Here is an 18,769-nt window from a genome sequence, read left to right on the forward strand (position 1 = left end):
GGAAAAAACAATGATAAGGAAGACACTTAAAGCCGTTCTTATGGCTTCCGCTCTCTCGGCGGCAGTGTTTGCATCTGCTCCGGCTTTCGCTGCCGGAAAGCTGACCGTTTCGTCGCCGCAGGACCCGGGCAGCTGGGATCCGATCGACACTTTCCTCGTCAACTGGGCTTCTGTCGCCACCAATATTTTCGACGGTCTCGTCTATCGCGGACCAGACCTCAAGATTGTTCCGGCACTGGCAGCCTCGTGGGATGAGCTGGATGACGGCAAGCGCATCCGCTTCCATCTGCGCGAGAACGTCAAGTTCCATAATGGGGAGCCGTTCAACGCCGAAGCCGTCAAGTTCACCTTTGATCGCCTGCTCGGTGACGAGGGCGCGAAAGGCCCGCAGCGTTCGAACTATATCGCCATCGAGAAGGTGGAAGTTATAGACGACAAGACCGTCGATTTCCATCTGAAGGCGCCAGATCCGGTTCTGATCACCAAGCTGGCCGGTTATGGTGGCATGATCGTTCCGCCAAAATACATTCAGGAAAAAGGCGACGATTATTTCAACACGCATCCGGTCGGTACCGGGCCATTCAAATTCGTGTCCTATGAACCGAAGGTGAGCATCAAGCTTGAGGCTTTCGCTGATCATTGGGGCGGTGCGCCGAAACTTTCCGAACTGGAATATCGCTTCATCACCGAGCCTTCGACCGCCGTTGCCGAACTTCAGGCCGGGCGCGTCGATCTGGTCATTCCGCCGACCATTCCGATTGGCATGATCCCGACCATTCAGGGCGATCCGAAGCTGGAACTCGTCACGACGGCAGGCCCGACGGTCTATGCCCTGCGCTTCAACACGGCTGATGGCATCACCAAGGACGAGCGCGTTCGCAAGGCGCTGATCATGGCAGTTGACCGCGATGCGATCATCCAGTCCATTCTGGCCGGTCAGGCAGAACCGATTGCAAGCTTCCAGGGCTCGCTGTCCTTCGGTTTCGATCCGAACATGAAGCCGCTGCCTTACGATCCGGAAGGCGCGAAGAAACTGCTCGAAGAAGCGGGCGTCAAGCCCGGCGCAACCGTGCAGATCGATGTGCGCGGTCAGGATGCAAGCTTCAATGAAGTGGCGCAGGCTATCGCAAGCTTCCTGCAAATGGTCGGCGTCAATGCCACCATCAAGCCTTATGACACCAATGTTTTGCTGAACGATATCATCCCGCAGGGCAAGACCGGCGCGATGTTCCAGCAGGCCTGGGGCGGCTGGACCTTCGACTACGATAACACCGCCTATTCCATGTACCATTCCGGCGAGAAGTGGAACCCTTACGACAAGGACGAAAAGCTCGACAAGATGCTGGAAGCGCAGCGCTCGGTTATTGATCGCGGCGAGCGCGAAAAGCTCTTGCAGGAAATCGCGGTTTACGCTGCCGACCGTGCACTCGAAATGCCGCTTTACAATCTCAAGGCAATCTTCGGCGTCAACAAACGCGTGAAGAACTTCGTGCCGGTTCCCGACAGCCGTCTGCGTCTCACGGACGTCACTGTCGAGTAAGCAAGAATGACAATACGGCAAGCCGGTCATATCCGGCTTGCTGCAGCATTTCGGAGGCGCACTGGTGGCCGGATTTCTGATCAAACGAATTTTGCAGGCGTTGTTCGTGCTTGTCGCGATGACGCTGCTTGTCGCTTTCGCGGTCCGCCTGACAGGCGATCCGGCATTGATGCTGACGCAAGGCGCGGGCAGCATTACCGAAGCTGATCTTGCGCGCATCCGTGAAGGCCTCGGTCTCAACCAGCCGTTCTTCGTTCAATACTGGCAGTTCCTGAAAGGACTGTTCACGATGGATCTGGGGCGCAGTTTCCTCGGTGGAACGTCGGTTTCCACGCTCGTTGCTGGCGCTCTGCCCGCCACGCTGATGCTGGCCTTCGCCTCGCTGTTCGTTTCTATCGTGATTTCCGTTCCACTCGGTATCAAGGCTGCGGTGTCGCGTGGAAAATGGGCCGATCAGCTGATCCGCATCTGCTCGCTGGTGGGCCTGTCCTTTCCGAACTTCTGGCTGGCGACCATGCTGGTGCTGCTGTTCGGCATCTCGCTGCAATGGCTACCGCCAAGCGGCATGAGCGGCATTGCAAGCTTCATCATGCCCGCGCTCACCATGGGCGTCATCCTGACTGCAACCAATGTTCGTCTTGTGCGCACGGCGATGCTGGAGACGCTGCAATCGCAATATATTATGGTGGCGCGCGCCAAGGGGTTGAGCGAGAACAAGGTTCTCTACAAGCATGCGCTGCGCAATTGCGCCATTCCGTTGATCACCTATCTCGGGCTTCAGTTCGGCGGTCTTCTCGGTGGTATCGTCGTGGTGGAACGCGTGTTCAACTGGCCGGGCATGGGCACACTTGCCTTCGACGCGGTGGCCGGGCGCGATTATCCTGTCCTGCAGGCCACCATCGCGATCCTTTCCATGCTGATCATCGGCGTCAATCTTCTCGTGGACATCGCTTATGGCCTTGTCGATCCGCGTATCCGCACGGAGTAGGACCCATGGCAACCAAGACCTTATCCGTTCTGTTTTCGCGTTTTGCGAGCCTCGAATTCATCGTCGGCGTCGTGCTGACCGGCTGCATTTGTCTGGCGGTGATTTTCTCCGGCTATCTGTTTCCGGGCGGCGCCAACAAGATCGATCTCCTGGCGCGCCTGACACCGCCATTTGTCAATCAGGCCCATATTTTCGGCACAGATCCGCTGGGCCGCGATGTGCTGGCGCGTGTCATCACCGGCGGCAAGATTTCGCTGTTTGTCGGTTTTGTCTCGGTGATCGGCTCCGTTCTTATCGGCACCATCATGGGTCTCGTCGCTGGCTATTATCGCGGCTTCTGGGATATGGCGCTGATGCGCTTTGTCGATGTGCAGCTGGCCATGCCCTTCATTTTGCTTGCCATCACTGTGATGGCCATTCTGGGTGGCGGGCTTTTCAACACCATCATTTTGCTGATCGTCTCGCAATGCGTGCAATATGCGCGACTGGTGCGCGGCTCGGTGTTGTCGTTGCGCGAGCGCGAGTTCATCCTGTCAGCCCGGGCCATCGGCGTGAAGGATTGGCGCATCATCTTCCAGCACCTGCTGCCGAACCTGCTTGGTCCGGTCATCGTGCTGATGACGCTCAATGTCGCCAATAATATCCTGCTGGAATCGAGCCTGACCTTCCTCGGCCTTGGTGTTGATCCGACCATTCCAAGCTGGGGCGGCATGCTGGCCGATGGTCGCACTTATCTCCAGACTGCATGGTGGGTGAGCATTTTCCCGGGCCTCGCCATTCTGTTCACGGTGCTTGGTCTCAATCTTCTTGGCGACTGGCTGCGCGACAGCCTAGATCCAACCGGCAGGACTTCCCGATGAGCGTGCTTTTTGAGAAAACCTATCCGCGTACGGTTCATGCGCTTGTCGAACGCTTCCTGAAACCGGAAATGCGCGGCGCGAAGGTGGAAGCATGGCTGTTCGATGATCAGCCGAGCCGCTTTGCCGCGGAAACGACGCTGCGCGAGGCTGGTGTCGAGGTGCGGCTGCGCTCGGCTTATAAGCCGCTCCTGCATTTCTTTCTGGAAGAAGTTGATGGCTCTGCGCTGAAGTCGGCAGCGATCCGTTATCCGCGTCATGACGCCTGTGTGCAGAACAGGTTTCTGCTTGAGACCTATCCTTTATCAGCGCTTCTTCCGGAGACGGAGATAGATTTCTCGGCTTCGGGCAAAGACGACTTTCATTATGAAGTCGATCTGGTCTTTGCCGATGGCCACAGCGAAAGCCATCGGGTTTTCGCGCCCAACCGCGTGCATGTGGATTTCATCGGCGAAACGCTGGTGTCGCCAACCGGCTGGCTGGCCGTCACGCGGCACGGCAAGATTGAAAACGCGCGCTATGAGACATCCTATGAAAAGCTGTTTCATGACACCGTCGCGGCCATCGCCGCCCATGACTGGAAGCGTGGCGAACCTTATTTCGATGAGTTGAACATCGCGGTCAGTCTGCCGATCACCGACCGCCGCCTGCCTTACGACGAGGAAACGCTGAGCCTCACCGAAGCCATGCACGAGGATATCTACTTCTCGCTGCTCGAAGTTTTTCAGAAAAAGTCGGGTCGTCCGGTGGGCGATCGTGGCTTGCAACCGGGCCAGATTGTACCGGAAGTCCGCTTTCGCGATGCCGAGCCGTCGGTCAAAGTGGAGACACGCTCGCTTTCAACCGATGACGCGCTGACGGCAGAACAGGTTCTGGAGACGGCGCAAGCGCCGCTTTCCGCCGATCAGATCCGCCGTGAAATCGCCAGACTGGGCGGCAAGCCGTTCGAGGCAAAGACCCGTTCAGGCAGAACGGTGCGCGCGACCTATCGCAAGGGCAGCGATGCCGCGATGATGATCAGCGCCGGACAGCACGCCAATGAAACGACCGGCGTTGTCGGCGCGTTACGGGCGGCTAACCGGCTTGCTGCGCGCAAAAGCGCGCATTTCACGATCTCCCCGCAGGAGAATCCAGACGGATACGAGATACACAAGCGGCTTTGCGCACTTCAGCCGCACCACATGCATCACGCCGCGCGCTATACGGCGCTGGGTGACGATCTTGAATATCGCAGCGGCGAGGGGCTTTACGAAAAGGCCATTCGTGTCGAGGCTGAAAAGCTGACGGATGCGAAACTGCACGTCAACCTGCATGGTTATCCATCGCATGAATGGACGCGTCCGCTGTCCGGCTATGTGCCGCGTTCCTTTGCCATGTGGACGTTGCCGAAGGGCTTTTTCCTGATCATCCGCCACCATGCCTCCTGGGAGAAGGCAGCAGAAGAACTAATCGACCGCGTGACGAAACATCTGGCCGCGATTGATGGCTTGGTTGCCTATAACAATGCCCAGATCAGGCTGTTCGAGCAGCATGCAGGCGAAACGGGTTTCCGCATCATCAATGGGTTTCCGTGCCTCGTCGGCGTGGATGACCGCCATACGGTGCCATTGACGCTGATCACCGAGTATCCGGATGAGACGGTTTATGGCGATGCTTTCGTCAAGGGACACACGGCGCAAATGGAAACCGTGCTGGCATCCTATGATGCCTTGCAAATGATGCTTCCCTCGGATGCGGTTGCTTAAAGATAATAGACGCCAATGCGTTTGCCGCCGATAATTTCGACGGCAATCTCCATCTCGTAAATGTCTGCAAGGATTTCCGGATGAATAAGTTCATCCGGGCTTCCTTGATGCACAACCTTGCCGTGGCGCATGGCGACTATGTGGTCGGAATAGCACGATGCGAAATTGATGTCGTGCAGAACCAGAACAACGGTTTTTCCAAGTTCGTCTGCAGCTCGCCGCAACAACTTCATCATTGAAGCTGAATGCTTCATATCGAGGTTGTTGAGCGGTTCGTCCAGCAGCACATAATCTGTATCCTGGCATAGCACCATTGCTACGAATGCACGCTGGCGCTGTCCGCCCGAAAGTTCATCCAGAAAGCGTCCGCTTAGATCTTCAAGACCGAGATAGCCGATGGCCTGCTCGACATGATTGCGGTCTTCACTATTCGGGCGGCCTTTAGAATAGGGATAACGACCGAAGGTTACGAGGTCGCGCACGGTCAGGCGGGAATTAATCGCATTTTCCTGTCGTAGGATCGAAAGGCGTTTTGCCAACACATCACCGGATGTCGTTGAAACATCGAGTCCGTCTACGGTCACACGACCCTTGTCCATTGGCAGGAGACGGCTCACCATCGAGAGCAGCGTCGATTTTCCTGCCCCATTCGGCCCGATGATCGAGGTTATGCCGCAAGCAGGCAATTTCAGGGTCACATCATCAACGACAAGTGTGCTGTTGTAGGATTTGCTGACTTGGCTGATTTCTATCAACGCGCGTGCCCCCTGACGAGAAGGATAATGAAGACAAGGCCGCCCAGAAACTCGATGATGACACTGAGTGCGGTATTGAACGAGAAGACCCGTTCCAGAATGGTCTGTCCGCCAACGATGCAGAGGATTGCAAGCAAGATGGCTATAGGCAGGATAAACCGGTGTTTTGCCGAACCGGCAAGCATGTAAGCCAGATTGGCGACCAGAAGACCGAAAAAGGTTATAGGTCCAACCAGTGCGGTGGAAACGGAAACCAACACCGTGACCATGAACAGGATTTTGCGCACGATGCGTCGATGATCGACGCCCAGATTGATTGCCGGATCTCTGCCGAGTGACAGGACGTCAAAGACATAGACGAAGCGCAGACCGTAGAGCGAAACAGCCGCGACAATAACGGCTGACATAATCAGAATGTCGCTATTGATGGTGTTGAAACTGGCGAAGAAACGGTCTTGCAGAACAGCGAAAAGATTTGGATCAAGCATCCGCTGCATCAGGTTGGAAATGCTGCGGAAAAAGACACCGCAGACAATGCCGACAAGCATAACGAGGTGCAGGCTGCGCGTTGCTCCGGAGAAGAGCCAGTAATAGAGTGTACCAGCGAAAACCACCATGATAGCGGTTTCTGCCAGAAAGCGAATATTCGGTCCGATCCAATCGATTTGAACAGCGCCGAAGAAGAAGACTACCAATGTCTGAATCAGAATATAAAGCGCGTCGAACCCCATGATCGAGGGGGTTAGGATGCGGTTGTTCGTGACTGTCTGGAACAACACCGTTGAAACCGCAATCGAGTATGCGACCAGTACCATGGCTGCAAGCTTGGTGCCGCGGAAGGACAGGATGAAAGACCAGCTTCCCTTTGCGCCGACTGTCATGAATGCTGCCACTGCAAGCAGAGTGATCACAGAGAGGAGCGAGAGGATCAAGGTAGGGCGCTTAAGCAAGGCGTGATCCCCGCCGCAACAGAAGATAGAGGAATATGACGCTTCCCACGACTCCCATCATGGTACCGATTGGAATTTCGTAAGGAAAGCGGACTACTCGCCCGACAATATCGCAGGCAAGAACAAGTCCAGCGCCGAGTATTGCAACCCACGGTACAGCCCGTCGCATATTGTCGCCGATAAACATGCTGACGACGTTCGGAACGATAAGACCAAGGAAAGGTATCATGCCAACGGTCACGACGACTGATGCGCTGACCATCGAAACGATGACAAGGCCAAGTGTGACTACACGGCGATAATTTAGGCCAAGGTTGGTGGTGAAATCCTCGCCCAGTCCCGCGACCGTGAAGCGGTCAGCGGCAATGTAGGCGATGATTGTAAGGAAGAACGCAAGCCACAAGAGTTCATAGCGTCCGCGAAGAACGCCGGAAAAATCGCCGGTTGTCCAGGAGTTGAGCGATTGCAGAAGATCAAAGCGGTAAGCAATGAAAGTAGTGATTGCGCTGACAACACCACCAAGCATGATGCCGACCAAGGGCACGACAAGAACGGATCGCAACGGAATGGCACGAAGAATGCGAAGGAACAAAGCAGTTCCGGCAAGCGCCGTAACAGAAGCGACCAGCATTTTTCCGATTACTGGCGTTTCCGGTGCAAACAGTATGACCAGAAGGATGCCAAGACTGGCAGATTCCACCGTACCTGCCGTCGATGGTTCAACGAAACGGTTGCGTGTCAGCATCTGCATGATCATGCCTGAGACGGCCATGGACATGCCCGCCAGAATGATTGCAAGGGTGCGTGGAATACGGCTGACAAGCATGACTTCGGCGGCACGGTCAGTGCTTTCGGTGCCGAATAGCGTGCTCAGCGACACATCGCTGACGCCGATAAACAGGCTGATGACAGCCAGTACGGCGACAACGGCAATGGCTGCTGCAAGTCCCTTCACGCTCGTTTCCTGTTCTGTTGCCTGATCACGGTTTCGGGCCACCTGCTATTAACTGTGTGGCCCGACCGGATTGGGTTTGGAAAGCTGTTACTTTGCTTTGTCGAAAGCCTGGGAAAGCTGATCGATCGTGCCGTGAAGCGCGCCGAGACCGCCGCCAATCAGATACCAGTTCTGAGCGTTCAGATAGACAAGCTGCTCCCTTTTCCAGGCATTGGTCTGGCGCACGAGCTCATTGTCCAGAACCTGCTTTGCCGAATTGCCTTCACGACCGATGGCGGCGTCACGATCGATGACAAACAGCCAGTCGGGATTGGTTTCGAGGATAAATTCCGAGCTCACGGGCTGGCCATGATTGCCGATGGAAAGGTCAGGCGCTGCAGGCTTGACCCCGAAACTGTCATGCAAGACGCCGAAACGCGAACCGGGGCCATAAGCGCTGATTTTGCCGCCGGAAGTGAGGATCAGAAGGCCGGTGCCTTTGTTGGCGGCCTTTTCCTTCAATGCAGCAAGTGCGGCATCAAGCTTCTCGGCTTCCGCCTTTGCTTCTGCTTCCTTCCCGAAAATCTGGCCAAGTTTCTCGACATTGGCTTCAGTGTCGGCGATGAAATTCTTCGCATTGGTCGTCAGATCGATGGTTGGAGCGATCTTCGAAAGCTCACCATATTTCGCAGCCGAACGACCTGCCACAATAATAAGATCTGGTTCTGCCGCATTAACGGCTTCATAGTCAGGCTCGAACAATGTGCCGATTTTCGCATACTCGTCGCCCTGATATTTCTTCAGATATTCAGGAAACGATATGCCGCTGGGAACACCAGTCACCTTGACGCCAAGGCGATCCAGATTGTCGAGGGTGCCGAGATCGAAAACCAGTACCTTAGCCGGTGAGGCTGGAACTGCTGTTTCACCCTGAGCATGCTTGATAGTCACATCAGCAGCATTTGCAGTTGAGGCAATGCTCAGCGCCATTATGGCGGCACCGCACAAGCGTGTAACCTGTTGAGCGATATTCAGCATGATGTTCGATCCTTTCATCAATCCTGTGCTTTACAGTCAAGTATCTTCTCCGTCAAAGACCGAGAGAGAAAATTCAGTTGTTTTTGCCCTTGGGGTTTTGTCCGAGCACAATGAAATTAAGGCTGTCCGCCACCGTGAGCGGTATCATTGAGCCGTGGCTCTCATCCTCGAAACGATGAAAGGCTGCGCCAACTTGCGGTAGTTCAGAAAGCTCTTTGAAGATGTCTGAACCGGAAGGTCCGCCACGCAGTTTCTTCAAACGGTCATCGTCCTGCTTCGTCTGGCCGGGGCGGCTACCACGTTTGCCGGAGGTTTCTATAAGCAAGCGGATTGGGCGAGGGGCATCCTTGAAGCGCGTGATGAACTGATTTTTATCAGTTAGAATTGAACGATCATTCCACCAGATCGATGGGTCCGCTGCGCTATAGCTCTGGAAGGAATTCGTGTGGTTGAACAAGGCATAAAGGGTGAACAATCCGCCCAGAGAGTGGCCGAACAGGGCCTGTCGGCTTTCATCGACGTTGAAACGCTTTTCGACTTCTGGCTTTACCTGATGGTCGATGAAGTCGAAGAATGCATCTCGTCCTCCAGTCTTTGGTACATTGAAGTGGACTGGGATCAGATCGTCAGGTGTCGGAGGCGTGAAGTCGAAATATCGCAGGCGGACGATTTCTTCCTGATTGTCAGTCGGGTAGCCGATGCCCACAAATACAGCCTTCAGGGCAGAGTTTTCTGCCATGAGCTTTGCTGCAATCGGCAACATGCGATTGCCGTCGACCATGTATATGACAGGATAGCCACCTTCGGGTGCAGCCTCCTGCGGTGCAGCGGTGAATATACGATAGGCGATGCCGTTGGCTTCCATATCAAAGGACGAGGTGGAAGGCTCAGCAGCCTTCACGGTGGAAGCCATCAGTATCCCCGTCATCATCAGGCATGCTTTCTTCACGATATTCGTCAGTGCGCTCATAAGAGCATCCCATTCATGCAAAAGACGCCAGCCATTGCGGGCAGGCGTCTTTTTGTTGTGATACTAGAAGCGGGAAGTCATACCGACCCAGAGGCGACGACCATCGACGACTGTATTGAAGTCATCAACATCAACCTTCTTGTCGAAGACGTTGTAGACGGCAGCGTTCAGAGTAACATTCTCGCTGAAGTCATACGAGCCGCCGATATCGAAGGTTGCATAGGGCTTGTACTTGCGAGCGACTACCTTGCCGTTCCTGTAGACGGGTTCACCGGCTGTGCCGATACGCGCACCCGCATTGGTTTCTTCGCCGTGGTAGTTACCGCTGGCCCATGCACTCAAGCCTTCAATCGGCGTTATCCAATCTGCACGCAAGCTGGCCATGTGCTTCGGCGTACGTGTCAGAGGCAAGCCCTTGTAGTCACCGGTCTGCTGTTCGGAGTCGGTGTAGGTATAGTTGCCGCGCACGGTAATTGTGTCGGTTGCTTCCCAGTTGAAGGTTAACTCCACACCTTGCATGACGGCTTCATCGATATTGAAGCTGTACCAGAGACGATAGTTCGGATCTTCGCTCCAGCGAATTGGATTACCATTGGCATCCGTCACCAGCGCATTGCTGATCTTGTCTTTGAAATCCGTGTAGAAATAGGTTGCGCCGAGGCGAAGGCCAGACTGGTTGTCCCAGAGAACACTCGCTTCATAGCTTGTGCTTTTTTCAGGCTGCAGATCTGGATCGCCGATGATTACGCCGCAGGTGCCGTTTGGACCATACGAGCATCCCGCGCCGCCCGTCGTATAAGCATATCCCGGGGCGATAGTACGGAGTTCCGGTGCACGGAAGCCGGTGGAGATACCGCCCTTGAACGTCAGTTGTTCAGTTGCGTGCCAGACGGCATAGCCGCGTGGGCTGAAATGGGAGCCATAAATCTCATGGTCGTCCATACGCAGACCGCCTGTCAGGGCGAAGTCTGGCGTGATCCACCATTCATCTTCTGCAAAGAGCGCCCACTGGCGAACGCTGAACTCTTCATCCAATCCGGTACGACGTCCTGGGTTCTGATCGGTCAGCACCGATTGCGAAAACTGTCCACCGGTTACCAGCGTGTGATTACCGTAGAATTCGAACGGAGTTGTGAACTTGCCATCGAGTACCGAATTACGGATATGCGGCGAACGCAGGTTCTCGACGTAGCTCTTGGTCTTGTTGTCCCAATTGAAATTGGTGCGTTCTGCCCATTCTTGCTGGAATGAGAATTCCGACGTTGTCGGTCCCCAGCGACCAGTATGGCTGATCGACCAATGATCGCGATCATTGTAGTTGTAGGAATCCGAGCCCGATGCCGCCGTGTTGCCGACGGTGGCGTCGCGACGAAGGCGAGTCTTGCCCAGCTCGAGCATGATATCATGATCTTCATTCGGCGTGATTGTAACGCGACCGGTGATGTCGATATCTTTCTGTTCTGGCGTCCCGCTGACGATATTGTCTTCCTGCCGCTTGAGACCGCGTCCCCAGACCTGAACGCCGACGAGGTTCGGGACCAGCGGCCCGGTCATGTAGTAAGACCCCTGCAACGAATTTCCGAATTTGGAATGCTGCTGAACCGTGCCGTCTACAGAGAAAGAACCGCTCCAGGTGTCCGATACTTTCTTGGTGATCACGTTGATAACGCCGCCCATCGCGTCCGATCCGTAGAGCGAAGACATGGGGCCACGAATGACCTCGATCCGTTCGATTGCGTTCGCAGGCGGTAAGAAGCTCTGCTCGAAGCCGGAGTTGCCGTTGGTGCGGGCATCGCGCGTGCTCTGGCGCTTCCCGTCAACGAGCAGCAAAGTATAAGAACCAGGAAGACCACGAATGAATATGTCGCGCTCGGCCGCCGGACCTGTCACCGCGACGCCCTGAACGTCTTTCAGAGCATCGGTCAGATCGCGATAGGCGCCTTTTTCCAGCTCTTCGCCAGGAACGACAGTGATGCTTGCCGGAGCGTCGGTGATGTTCTGTTCGAACCCTGTTGCCGTGACAACAATCTGGTTAAGTTTGACAGCTCCATCAGCGGTCGTTTCGATGCCCGCTTCCGTTGCCTTTTTCTTCTTGGTGCCAGCTTCGTCTGAAGTTGCCTCTTCCGCAGCGTTGATCGCGGTTTGCGCGATGGCATTCATTTCGCTCAGAAGTAGCGTTGTGGAAAGACACGTCCCCGCAAGGATCGCCCGATAAATGAGCGATTTGCTGGCCAAACGCCTGTTTTGTGTACCATCGGCCCACAATCCCCGAAACAAGCTGGTCATTTTCGTCACCGTTTAAAGTTGAGTTTTCAAGTCTCCTTATGTATGGCTGTCGGGTGACGTCAATCGTGATGTTTTATAAGTGTTCTAAATTTCAAAAACCGCAAATGGACGGGTAAGAAAGTGATGTCGGGCAAGCCGGTGAAAACGCAGCAACAAACGGAGAAAGGTGAGAGTGAAAGCCTTCGTTTGGGACAATTGCGCTTGCTTATCGCTCTTGATGCACTTCTTGTGGAAGGCAGTGTTGGCGGTGCTGCCAAACAGATGGGGTTAAGCATTGCGGCTATGAGCCGACTGCTCGGACAGATTCGCGAAAAGTTCAACGACCCCATTCTAGTTCGCTCCGGCCGAAACATGGTGGCCACCCCGAAAGCCGAGGCGCTGCGCGGGCGTTTACGGCGGTTGGCGAATGAGGCCGAAACGCTGTTGAGTTTGGACTTTACCGAATTGCCGAAGTCGAGCTGTACCGGGCATCACGGGTGGAAGCGAAGCGCCATTGTAACACCGCCGCCGCTCGGAATCCGTAAGGTTGTTGAGCTTGAAAACCATCCGACACCAGAGCAGCTTGCAGCACAGTTCGCCAACATCCAGGACGAAAACGATCCGGCCAGACGACTAGCGAAATATATCGCTGTTGTAGGGCGAAAAGCCGGGCACACCCGTCCGCTCGAGATGTCTGAGGCTGATGATGCATTCACGACGATCTTTAGGGGTAATGCCGATCCGATGCAGATCAGTGCGTTGCTGCGGCTCATTCACTATCGTGGGGAAACTGCACCGGAACTTGCTGGCATAGCGCGAGCAGCGAGACGAATTTATTCCGTGGAGGCGGGCTTGAACATGCCAGCGCTGGACTGGCCAGCTTATCTATCGCCGAATTCTGTGCAGTCACCGTGGTTCATGCTTTCAGCCTTGCTGGTCGCGCGGGCTGGTTATCCTGTTGTCTTACACGGTAATTGTGGCACAGGTGAAATCTCGGGCAAGCTTGAGATAGCGGCCGAAGCTATCAATCTCCCGATCGCGACATCACATTCGCTCGCAGAAGGTGCATTAAGAGCGCATGGCATCTGTTTTATGCCGTTGGCCGGTTTCGCTCCTCAGATTCATGCGCTGATGGCGCTTTACCCACTGTTCGAGTCGCGTTCATCGATGAATAGCCTCGTTCATTTGCTCAATCCGATGAATCTCAAGGCATCGTTTTTGGGGGTTACACAGCCCACATATCGTGAGTTACACCGCGATGCGGGCGTACTTCTTGATATGCCTTCTATTTCGGTAGTTTCGACCAGCCGGGACGTTGCCGAGTTAGTTCCGCATCGAACGCATACGATCCATAGGCTTCTTAATGGTCGTGAAACAGATTTATTGCTTCCGACCCTTTCCAAGGAAAGTGGTGACAAGCATTCGAGCTTCAGTTCATTCGAATACTGGTATGGCATCTGGTCTGGCGCGGCAACGGACAAACGTGCAGAAAATACAATCGTTGCGACGGCTGCCATGGCGATGATGACGGCCGCCGCCGCAGACAACGAAAGCCATGCGCAATTTTTCGAGAAAGCCGAAAAGCTCTGGCGAAATCGCCACAGCCGGGCGGCGGCGTGATTTGGAAGTAGTTGCGATTGTGGAACGTAAAACTGTTTCACGTCCGGCAGAATTTGAAAAAGCTTTCTCTCGCTCGTTCGAGGATGGCAAGTCCATGCTTTGTCTACTAATTTTGTAGGCTTTATCTTTCTCCCCGTGAATTCGATTGCAACAGGGGAGCTTCGATGGTCAATCAGGTACTCGGCGAGGCGGGGACGTCTATTTTTGAGGCGATGTCGCGACTTGCTGTTGAGCGTGGAGCCATCAATCTGGGGCAGGGATTTCCAGAAGGCTTTGAACCGTCCGAGCTCCTTGATGCCGCTGCTCGGGCTCTTCGTGAAACTTCACAACAATATCCGCCCATGATGGGGCTGCCGGTTCTCCGCCAAGCTGTCGCAGAAAACGCAAGGCGATTTCTCGGTATTGACGTAGACTGGGAAAGGGAAGTTCTAGTTACGTCCGGCGCTACGGAAGCGCTCGCCGATACGTTTCTGGCGCATCTGGATACGGGCGACGAGGTTATCTTGTTCGAGCCGGTCTACGATGCTTACGCTACGCTTATCCGCCGTGCAGGCGGGAAGGTGGTGCCGGTACGGCTGAAACCACCTCATTGGGAGCTACCGCGAGAGGAGCTGGCAAAAGCCATTTCTCCACGGACGAAACTCATTGTCGTCAATACGCCGATGAACCCAATCGGCAAGATACTGGATCCAGATGAGCTGGACTTTCTCGCCGAACTTGCGATCAAGCATGATCTCGTGATCGTTTCGGATGAGGTCTACGAACATCTCGTCTTCGACGGTCACCCGTTTCATTCTATGTTCGGTGTTGAGAAAGTCCGCGACCGTGTCGTGCGAATTGGCTCCGCTGGAAAGAGCTTTTCATTGACAGGATGGAAGGTCGGCTATGTGACAGCTTCCGCGAAGCTTCTCGCACCGATTGCTCGTGCTCATCAGTATGTCACTTTCGCCACGCCGCCAGCATTCCAGTCGGCGGTTGCGGTTGGGCTTTCGTTACCTGATAGCTACTTTGTCGGCCTTCGGACAACGCTGGCATCGCGACGGGATCTGCTGGTTGAAGGGCTGAAATCTGCGGGTTTTGATGTCGTAGCTGTCCCTGCCACCTATTTCGCGGTGGCCGATATAAAGTCGCTCGATCATGGCGGTGACGATCTCGATTTTTGCCGACGGTTGACGCTTGAAGCAGGTGTAACCCCGGTTCCTATCTCATCTTTTTATGGTGCACGCGATGTGCGCAGCCATGTCCGTTTCTGTTTCGCCAAGGGCGAAGAAACGCTGCGGGAGGCCGCTTCACGGCTGGTCCAGTGGAATAATGAGCACAATTGGCGCGCGGCATCATAGGCGCGCCCGAAAATCACTACAGGGAAAATAAGATGCATTCAGTTTCATTTTTGCGCGGTGCAGTTTCCGCAGCACTCTTCTCAGTGCTCGTCGCTTCACCGGCGCTTGCGGAAAAAATCCGGTTTGGTGTAACTTCGGGGCCGCATGCTGAAATCGCCGAAGCACTCGCGCCCGTTGCCAAGGCAAAGGGGCTGGATATCGAGATTGTGGAGTTTTCGGACGGCGCACTGATCGACCCGGCGACAAATGATGGCGATCTCGACGCCAATGGCTTTCAGCATACACCTTACTTCGATCAACAGAACAAGGATCGAGGTCTCAATCTCGTTGCTGTTGGCGGACGTACTGTCTTGCTGCCAATGGCTGGTTACTCACGCAAGTACAAATCTCTAAGTGAGCTGCCAGAGGGCGCACAAATCTCCATTCCCAATGATCCGAGCAATGCAGGCCGTGCCTTGAAGCTTCTTGAAGCTGGCGGCGTTATCAAGCTTACGCCGGGTGTAACTTTCAACGCAACTGAACTCGATATTGTCGATAATCCGAAAAAGGTCAAAATCATACCGATGGAAACGGCCCAGCTTCCACGGTCGCTGGAAGACGTGGATTTTTCCGTCATCACTTCACATTTTGCGCTGAGTGCCGGGCTGGTTCCGACCCGTGATGCGATCCTGATCGAAGACCAGTTATCCGATTATTTCTGCCTGCTTGCTGTCGCGGGAAAGAACAAGGATGCACCGTGGGTCAGGACGCTTGTCGAGGCTTATAAATCTCCTGATGTCAAAGCCTTCATCGAGAAGAAGTTCGATGGCAATATCGTAGCGGGTTGGTGACATGAACGTGCTCGTACGCAGCGGACCTGTGTCGAACGCCGTACCGGACGATACAAACCCGGCACCGTCAATCATCGACATACGTTCGCTGACAAAGACCTTTGACAAGAAGGCCGGTCCGGTCATCGACAATGTCTCGCTTCAAATCGCCAAGGGAACCATTCACGGAATCATTGGTCGTTCAGGCGCTGGAAAAAGCACGCTCGTGCGTTGCCTGAATGGTCTGGTGCACCCAACCGGAGGACAAGTCGTTGTTTCCGGGCGAGAGATCACAACGTTGCGTCAAGGCGAATTGCGACAGGTTCGTCGTGAGGTATCAATGATATTTCAGCATTTTAGTCTGCTGTCTTCACGAACTGCTTTTGGCAACATAGCCCTGCCACTGGAGCTCACAGGCGTTGATCGCAGCACCATAAGAACCCGCGTGAACGATTTGCTTGATCTGGTGGGTCTCAAGGGAAAGGCCGATGCTTATCCATCGGAACTGTCTGGTGGTCAGAAACAGCGTGTGGGTATCGCGCGCGCATTGGCTCTGGAGCCGAGCGTTTTGCTGTCGGATGAGGCGACGTCGGCGCTTGATCCCGAAACCACGGAGCAAATTCTTTCGTTATTGAAAGATATCAATCGGCGACTGGGGCTGACGATTGTACTCATAACGCATGAAATGGACGTGGTGCGCCAGATCGCAGACCACGTGACGGTTCTTGATGGCGGCAAAGTCGTTGAAAACGGAGCGACCTTCGACGTCTTCGCCTTTCCGCAAACACCGATCGCCCGGTCATTTCTGGCTAGCATCGTCGCCCACGACCTACCGCCGGAAGTATCGCAGCGGGTGCTTCCACAACCAGTTGTCGGGTCGGATCCGGTTCTGCGCATTATCTTTTCCGGTGAAGCCGCGCATGCGCCGGTCGTTGCTACGCTCGTACAGCGCTTCGGGATAAATCCGAACATATTGCACGGGCGCATAGACTATATCGGTGGCAGACCACTGGGCATCATAACGCTCGTCGCTGAGGATGGTTCCGCCGATCTCGCGGACGTTCGCAATTATCTGTCTTCACTCAATCTTCATGGAGAGGTCCTCGGTCATGTTGTCCGATCTGCTTCCGCCGGCACTCGTCGGGCTCTTGCTTGAATCGCTGAAGCAGACGGCTACTATGGTGGCCGCATCTGCCATTCTGTCGACATTGATTGGCCTGCCGCTCGGTGTTGCACTGGTTGTTACCAGTCCGGGCCAGTTTCTCGAACGGCCGGTCTTCAATCGTGTTGCGGGCACTGTCGTCAATCTGGTTCGATCCACGCCATTCATCATTTTGATGGTGGCGATCATTCCCTTAACGCGCCTGATTGCCGGAACGACCGTTGGCACCTATGCGGCCATCGTACCACTGACCGCGGCAATCGCACCTCTCTACGCACGGCTCGCCGAAACGGCGATGCGTGAGGTGGACCAGAGCCTGATCGAAGCTGCCGAGAGCATGGGTGCAACGCCAATTCAGATCATCTTCAAGGTGCTCTTGCCTGAAGTGCTACCCGGGATCATTGCGGGGCAAACAGTTACGCTTGTCAGCCTTGTCGGGTACTCGGCGATGGCAGGAACAGTCGGCGGCGGTGGACTGGGCGATCTCGGAATTCGCTTCGGATATCAACGCTTCATGCCGGAAGTCATGGTTGCCGTCGTCATCATCCTGGTTGCGATCGTGCAATCCATCCAGATCACGGGCGACTACGCTGCCCGTCTTGTCAATCACCGTGTGGCGCGCAGCCGTCGTTCCCGCTGAGAGTTTTTCAGGAGCTTCCGATGAATATACATACCACCCCAATCAATCTGCCTCTGCTTGATTTGTCCCGTTTCAACGGCAGCGCCGAGGAGCGCGACAGTTTCATTGAGGAGCTGCGCCGCACTCTTCACGAACATGGCTTTTTCTATCTCACGGGACATGGCGTCGATCCGAAACTCGTGGAGGACGTGGTTGCAACGGCGAAGACGTTCTTCGCACTTCCAGCGGAAGAAAAACTCAAGATAGAAATGGTGAAGTCATCGCATTTCCGCGGTTACAATCGTGCCGGCCTTGAACGGACGCGTGGCGAGCAGGATTGGCGCGAACAGCTCGATATCAACACGGAAGCAGAACCTGCCGAGATCGGTCCGAATAGCCCGGCATGGAAGCGTTTGATCGGCCCGAACCAGTGGCCGGAAGCACTGCCCGAACTTAAGCCATTGTTGCTTGCTTATCAGGCCGAGGTGACACGCGTTGGCATTGATATTCTCAAGGCCATCGCGGCGGCTTTGGGACAGCCGGAAGACTTCTTCGCCCAGATTTATGAGCCGCATCCGTCTCAGCTCCTGAAGATTATCCGTTATCCTGGGCGCGATGTGGCGGAAAGCGAACAAGGGGTAGGAGCCCACAAGGACGGCGGTTTCGTTACTGTTCTGTTGCAGGATGTTGTCCCCGGTCTGCGCGTTCAGCGGGAAGACGGTGAATGGATCGATGCGCCTCCGGTTCCCGGCACTTTTGTTATCAATACGGGAGAATTGCTTGAGCTTGCCACCAATGGATTCGTGCGGGCAGATGTGCATGGCGTTGTCGCGCCGCCAGCCGGTGTGGAACGCTTTTCCGTCGCCTTTTTCCTGGGCGCCCGATACGATGCAATCATCCCTGTTATAGATTTGCCGGATGAGTTGAAGACCAGGGAGCGCGGCGTTACTGTTGATGCGCTAAATCCAATCTTCCGAGAGGTCGGTGCAAATAATCTCAAAAGTCGCCTCCGGTCCCATCCTGATGTTGCGCGTGCTCATCATGCAGATTTGCTGACACCCGAACAATTGGCGGATCGCTCGCCCGGATCGGCATATTGACAGGTTGGTCGTCATTTTCCAGGGCGTCGTGGTCGTGCTGACGAGGATGCCCTGTTCACCCCATCCCTTGACGGCTA

The 18,769-nt window shown here is 55.0% G+C and carries 16 protein-coding genes; 10 read left to right on the forward strand and 6 right to left on the reverse strand.

Going from position 1 to position 18,769, the window contains the following annotated elements; translation table 11 throughout:
- Positions 1–10: 10 nt before the first annotated feature.
- The 4 genes from FG152_RS02090 (at position 11) to FG152_RS02105 (ending at position 5,130) form a co-directional block, all read left to right on the forward strand.
- A complete protein-coding gene (locus FG152_RS02090; RefSeq protein WP_029375987.1) occupies positions 11–1,540 on the forward strand; it encodes an ABC transporter substrate-binding protein in 1,530 nt (509 codons plus the stop codon).
- A 64-nt stretch (positions 1,541–1,604) separates the two neighbouring features.
- A complete protein-coding gene (locus tag FG152_RS02095; protein WP_029375986.1) occupies positions 1,605–2,528 on the forward strand; it encodes an ABC transporter permease in 924 nt (307 codons plus the stop codon).
- 5 nt (positions 2,529–2,533) lie between these two features.
- Complete coding sequence (locus FG152_RS02100; RefSeq protein ID WP_010658988.1) at positions 2,534–3,388, forward strand: ABC transporter permease; 855 nt, start codon at positions 2,534–2,536, stop codon at positions 3,386–3,388.
- Positions 3,385–5,130: a M14 family metallopeptidase gene (locus tag FG152_RS02105; protein WP_010658987.1), complete on the forward strand. Its 1,746-nt coding sequence runs from the start codon at positions 3,385–3,387 to the stop codon at positions 5,128–5,130. Before FG152_RS02100 ends, FG152_RS02105 begins: the two co-directional genes overlap by 4 nt.
- Here the strand turns inward: FG152_RS02105 and FG152_RS02110 are convergent.
- The 6 genes from FG152_RS02110 to FG152_RS02135 form a co-directional block, all read right to left on the reverse strand.
- Positions 5,127–5,885 (reverse strand): iron ABC transporter ATP-binding protein, encoded by a 759-nt coding sequence (locus FG152_RS02110; protein WP_010658986.1) that lies wholly within the window; start codon positions 5,883–5,885, stop codon positions 5,127–5,129. The genes FG152_RS02105 and FG152_RS02110 overlap by 4 nt on opposite strands.
- On the reverse strand, positions 5,882–6,835 hold the full coding sequence (locus tag FG152_RS02115; RefSeq protein ID WP_010658985.1) for an iron chelate uptake ABC transporter family permease subunit: 954 nt from the start codon (positions 6,833–6,835) through the stop codon (positions 5,882–5,884). Before FG152_RS02115 ends, FG152_RS02110 begins: the two co-directional genes overlap by 4 nt.
- Positions 6,828–7,790 (reverse strand): ABC transporter permease, encoded by a 963-nt coding sequence (locus tag FG152_RS02120; protein WP_010658984.1) that lies wholly within the window; start codon positions 7,788–7,790, stop codon positions 6,828–6,830. The genes FG152_RS02115 and FG152_RS02120 overlap by 8 nt, the downstream gene beginning before the upstream one ends.
- A gap of 87 nt (positions 7,791–7,877) precedes the next feature.
- Complete coding sequence (locus tag FG152_RS02125) at positions 7,878–8,825, reverse strand: siderophore ABC transporter substrate-binding protein (RefSeq protein WP_010658983.1); 948 nt, start codon at positions 8,823–8,825, stop codon at positions 7,878–7,880.
- 55 nt (positions 8,826–8,880) lie between these two features.
- Complete coding sequence (locus FG152_RS02130) at positions 8,881–9,777, reverse strand: alpha/beta hydrolase (protein WP_010658982.1); 897 nt, start codon at positions 9,775–9,777, stop codon at positions 8,881–8,883.
- Positions 9,778–9,840: 63 nt separating this feature from the next.
- Positions 9,841–12,063 (reverse strand): TonB-dependent receptor domain-containing protein, encoded by a 2,223-nt coding sequence (locus FG152_RS02135; RefSeq protein ID WP_105529205.1) that lies wholly within the window; start codon positions 12,061–12,063, stop codon positions 9,841–9,843.
- 123 nt (positions 12,064–12,186) lie between these two features.
- Between FG152_RS02135 and FG152_RS02140 the strand changes: the two genes are divergently transcribed.
- From FG152_RS02140 to FG152_RS02165, 6 genes are all read left to right on the forward strand, one after another.
- Complete coding sequence (locus tag FG152_RS02140; protein WP_010658980.1) at positions 12,187–13,662, forward strand: glycosyl transferase family protein; 1,476 nt, start codon at positions 12,187–12,189, stop codon at positions 13,660–13,662.
- 164 nt (positions 13,663–13,826) lie between these two features.
- A complete protein-coding gene (locus FG152_RS02145; RefSeq protein WP_010658979.1) occupies positions 13,827–15,002 on the forward strand; it encodes an aminotransferase in 1,176 nt (391 codons plus the stop codon).
- A 32-nt stretch (positions 15,003–15,034) separates the two neighbouring features.
- Complete coding sequence (locus FG152_RS02150; protein WP_010658978.1) at positions 15,035–15,832, forward strand: MetQ/NlpA family ABC transporter substrate-binding protein; 798 nt, start codon at positions 15,035–15,037, stop codon at positions 15,830–15,832.
- Position 15,833: 1 nt separating this feature from the next.
- Complete coding sequence (locus tag FG152_RS02155) at positions 15,834–16,967, forward strand: methionine ABC transporter ATP-binding protein (protein ID WP_010658977.1); 1,134 nt, start codon at positions 15,834–15,836, stop codon at positions 16,965–16,967.
- Positions 16,921–17,613, forward strand: a complete 693-nt coding sequence (locus FG152_RS02160; protein ID WP_010658976.1) for a methionine ABC transporter permease — start codon at positions 16,921–16,923, stop codon at positions 17,611–17,613. The genes FG152_RS02155 and FG152_RS02160 overlap by 47 nt, the downstream gene beginning before the upstream one ends.
- Positions 17,614–17,633: 20 nt before the next feature.
- The gene (locus FG152_RS02165; RefSeq protein ID WP_010658975.1) at positions 17,634–18,692 is read left to right on the forward strand and encodes an isopenicillin N synthase family dioxygenase; all 1,059 of its coding nucleotides are present in this window, start codon (positions 17,634–17,636) and stop codon (positions 18,690–18,692) included.
- Positions 18,693–18,769: the final 77 nt, after the last annotated feature.

This window comes from Ochrobactrum sp. XJ1 (assembly GCF_024701725.1).
Lineage (GTDB): Bacteria > Pseudomonadota > Alphaproteobacteria > Rhizobiales > Rhizobiaceae > Brucella > Brucella anthropi.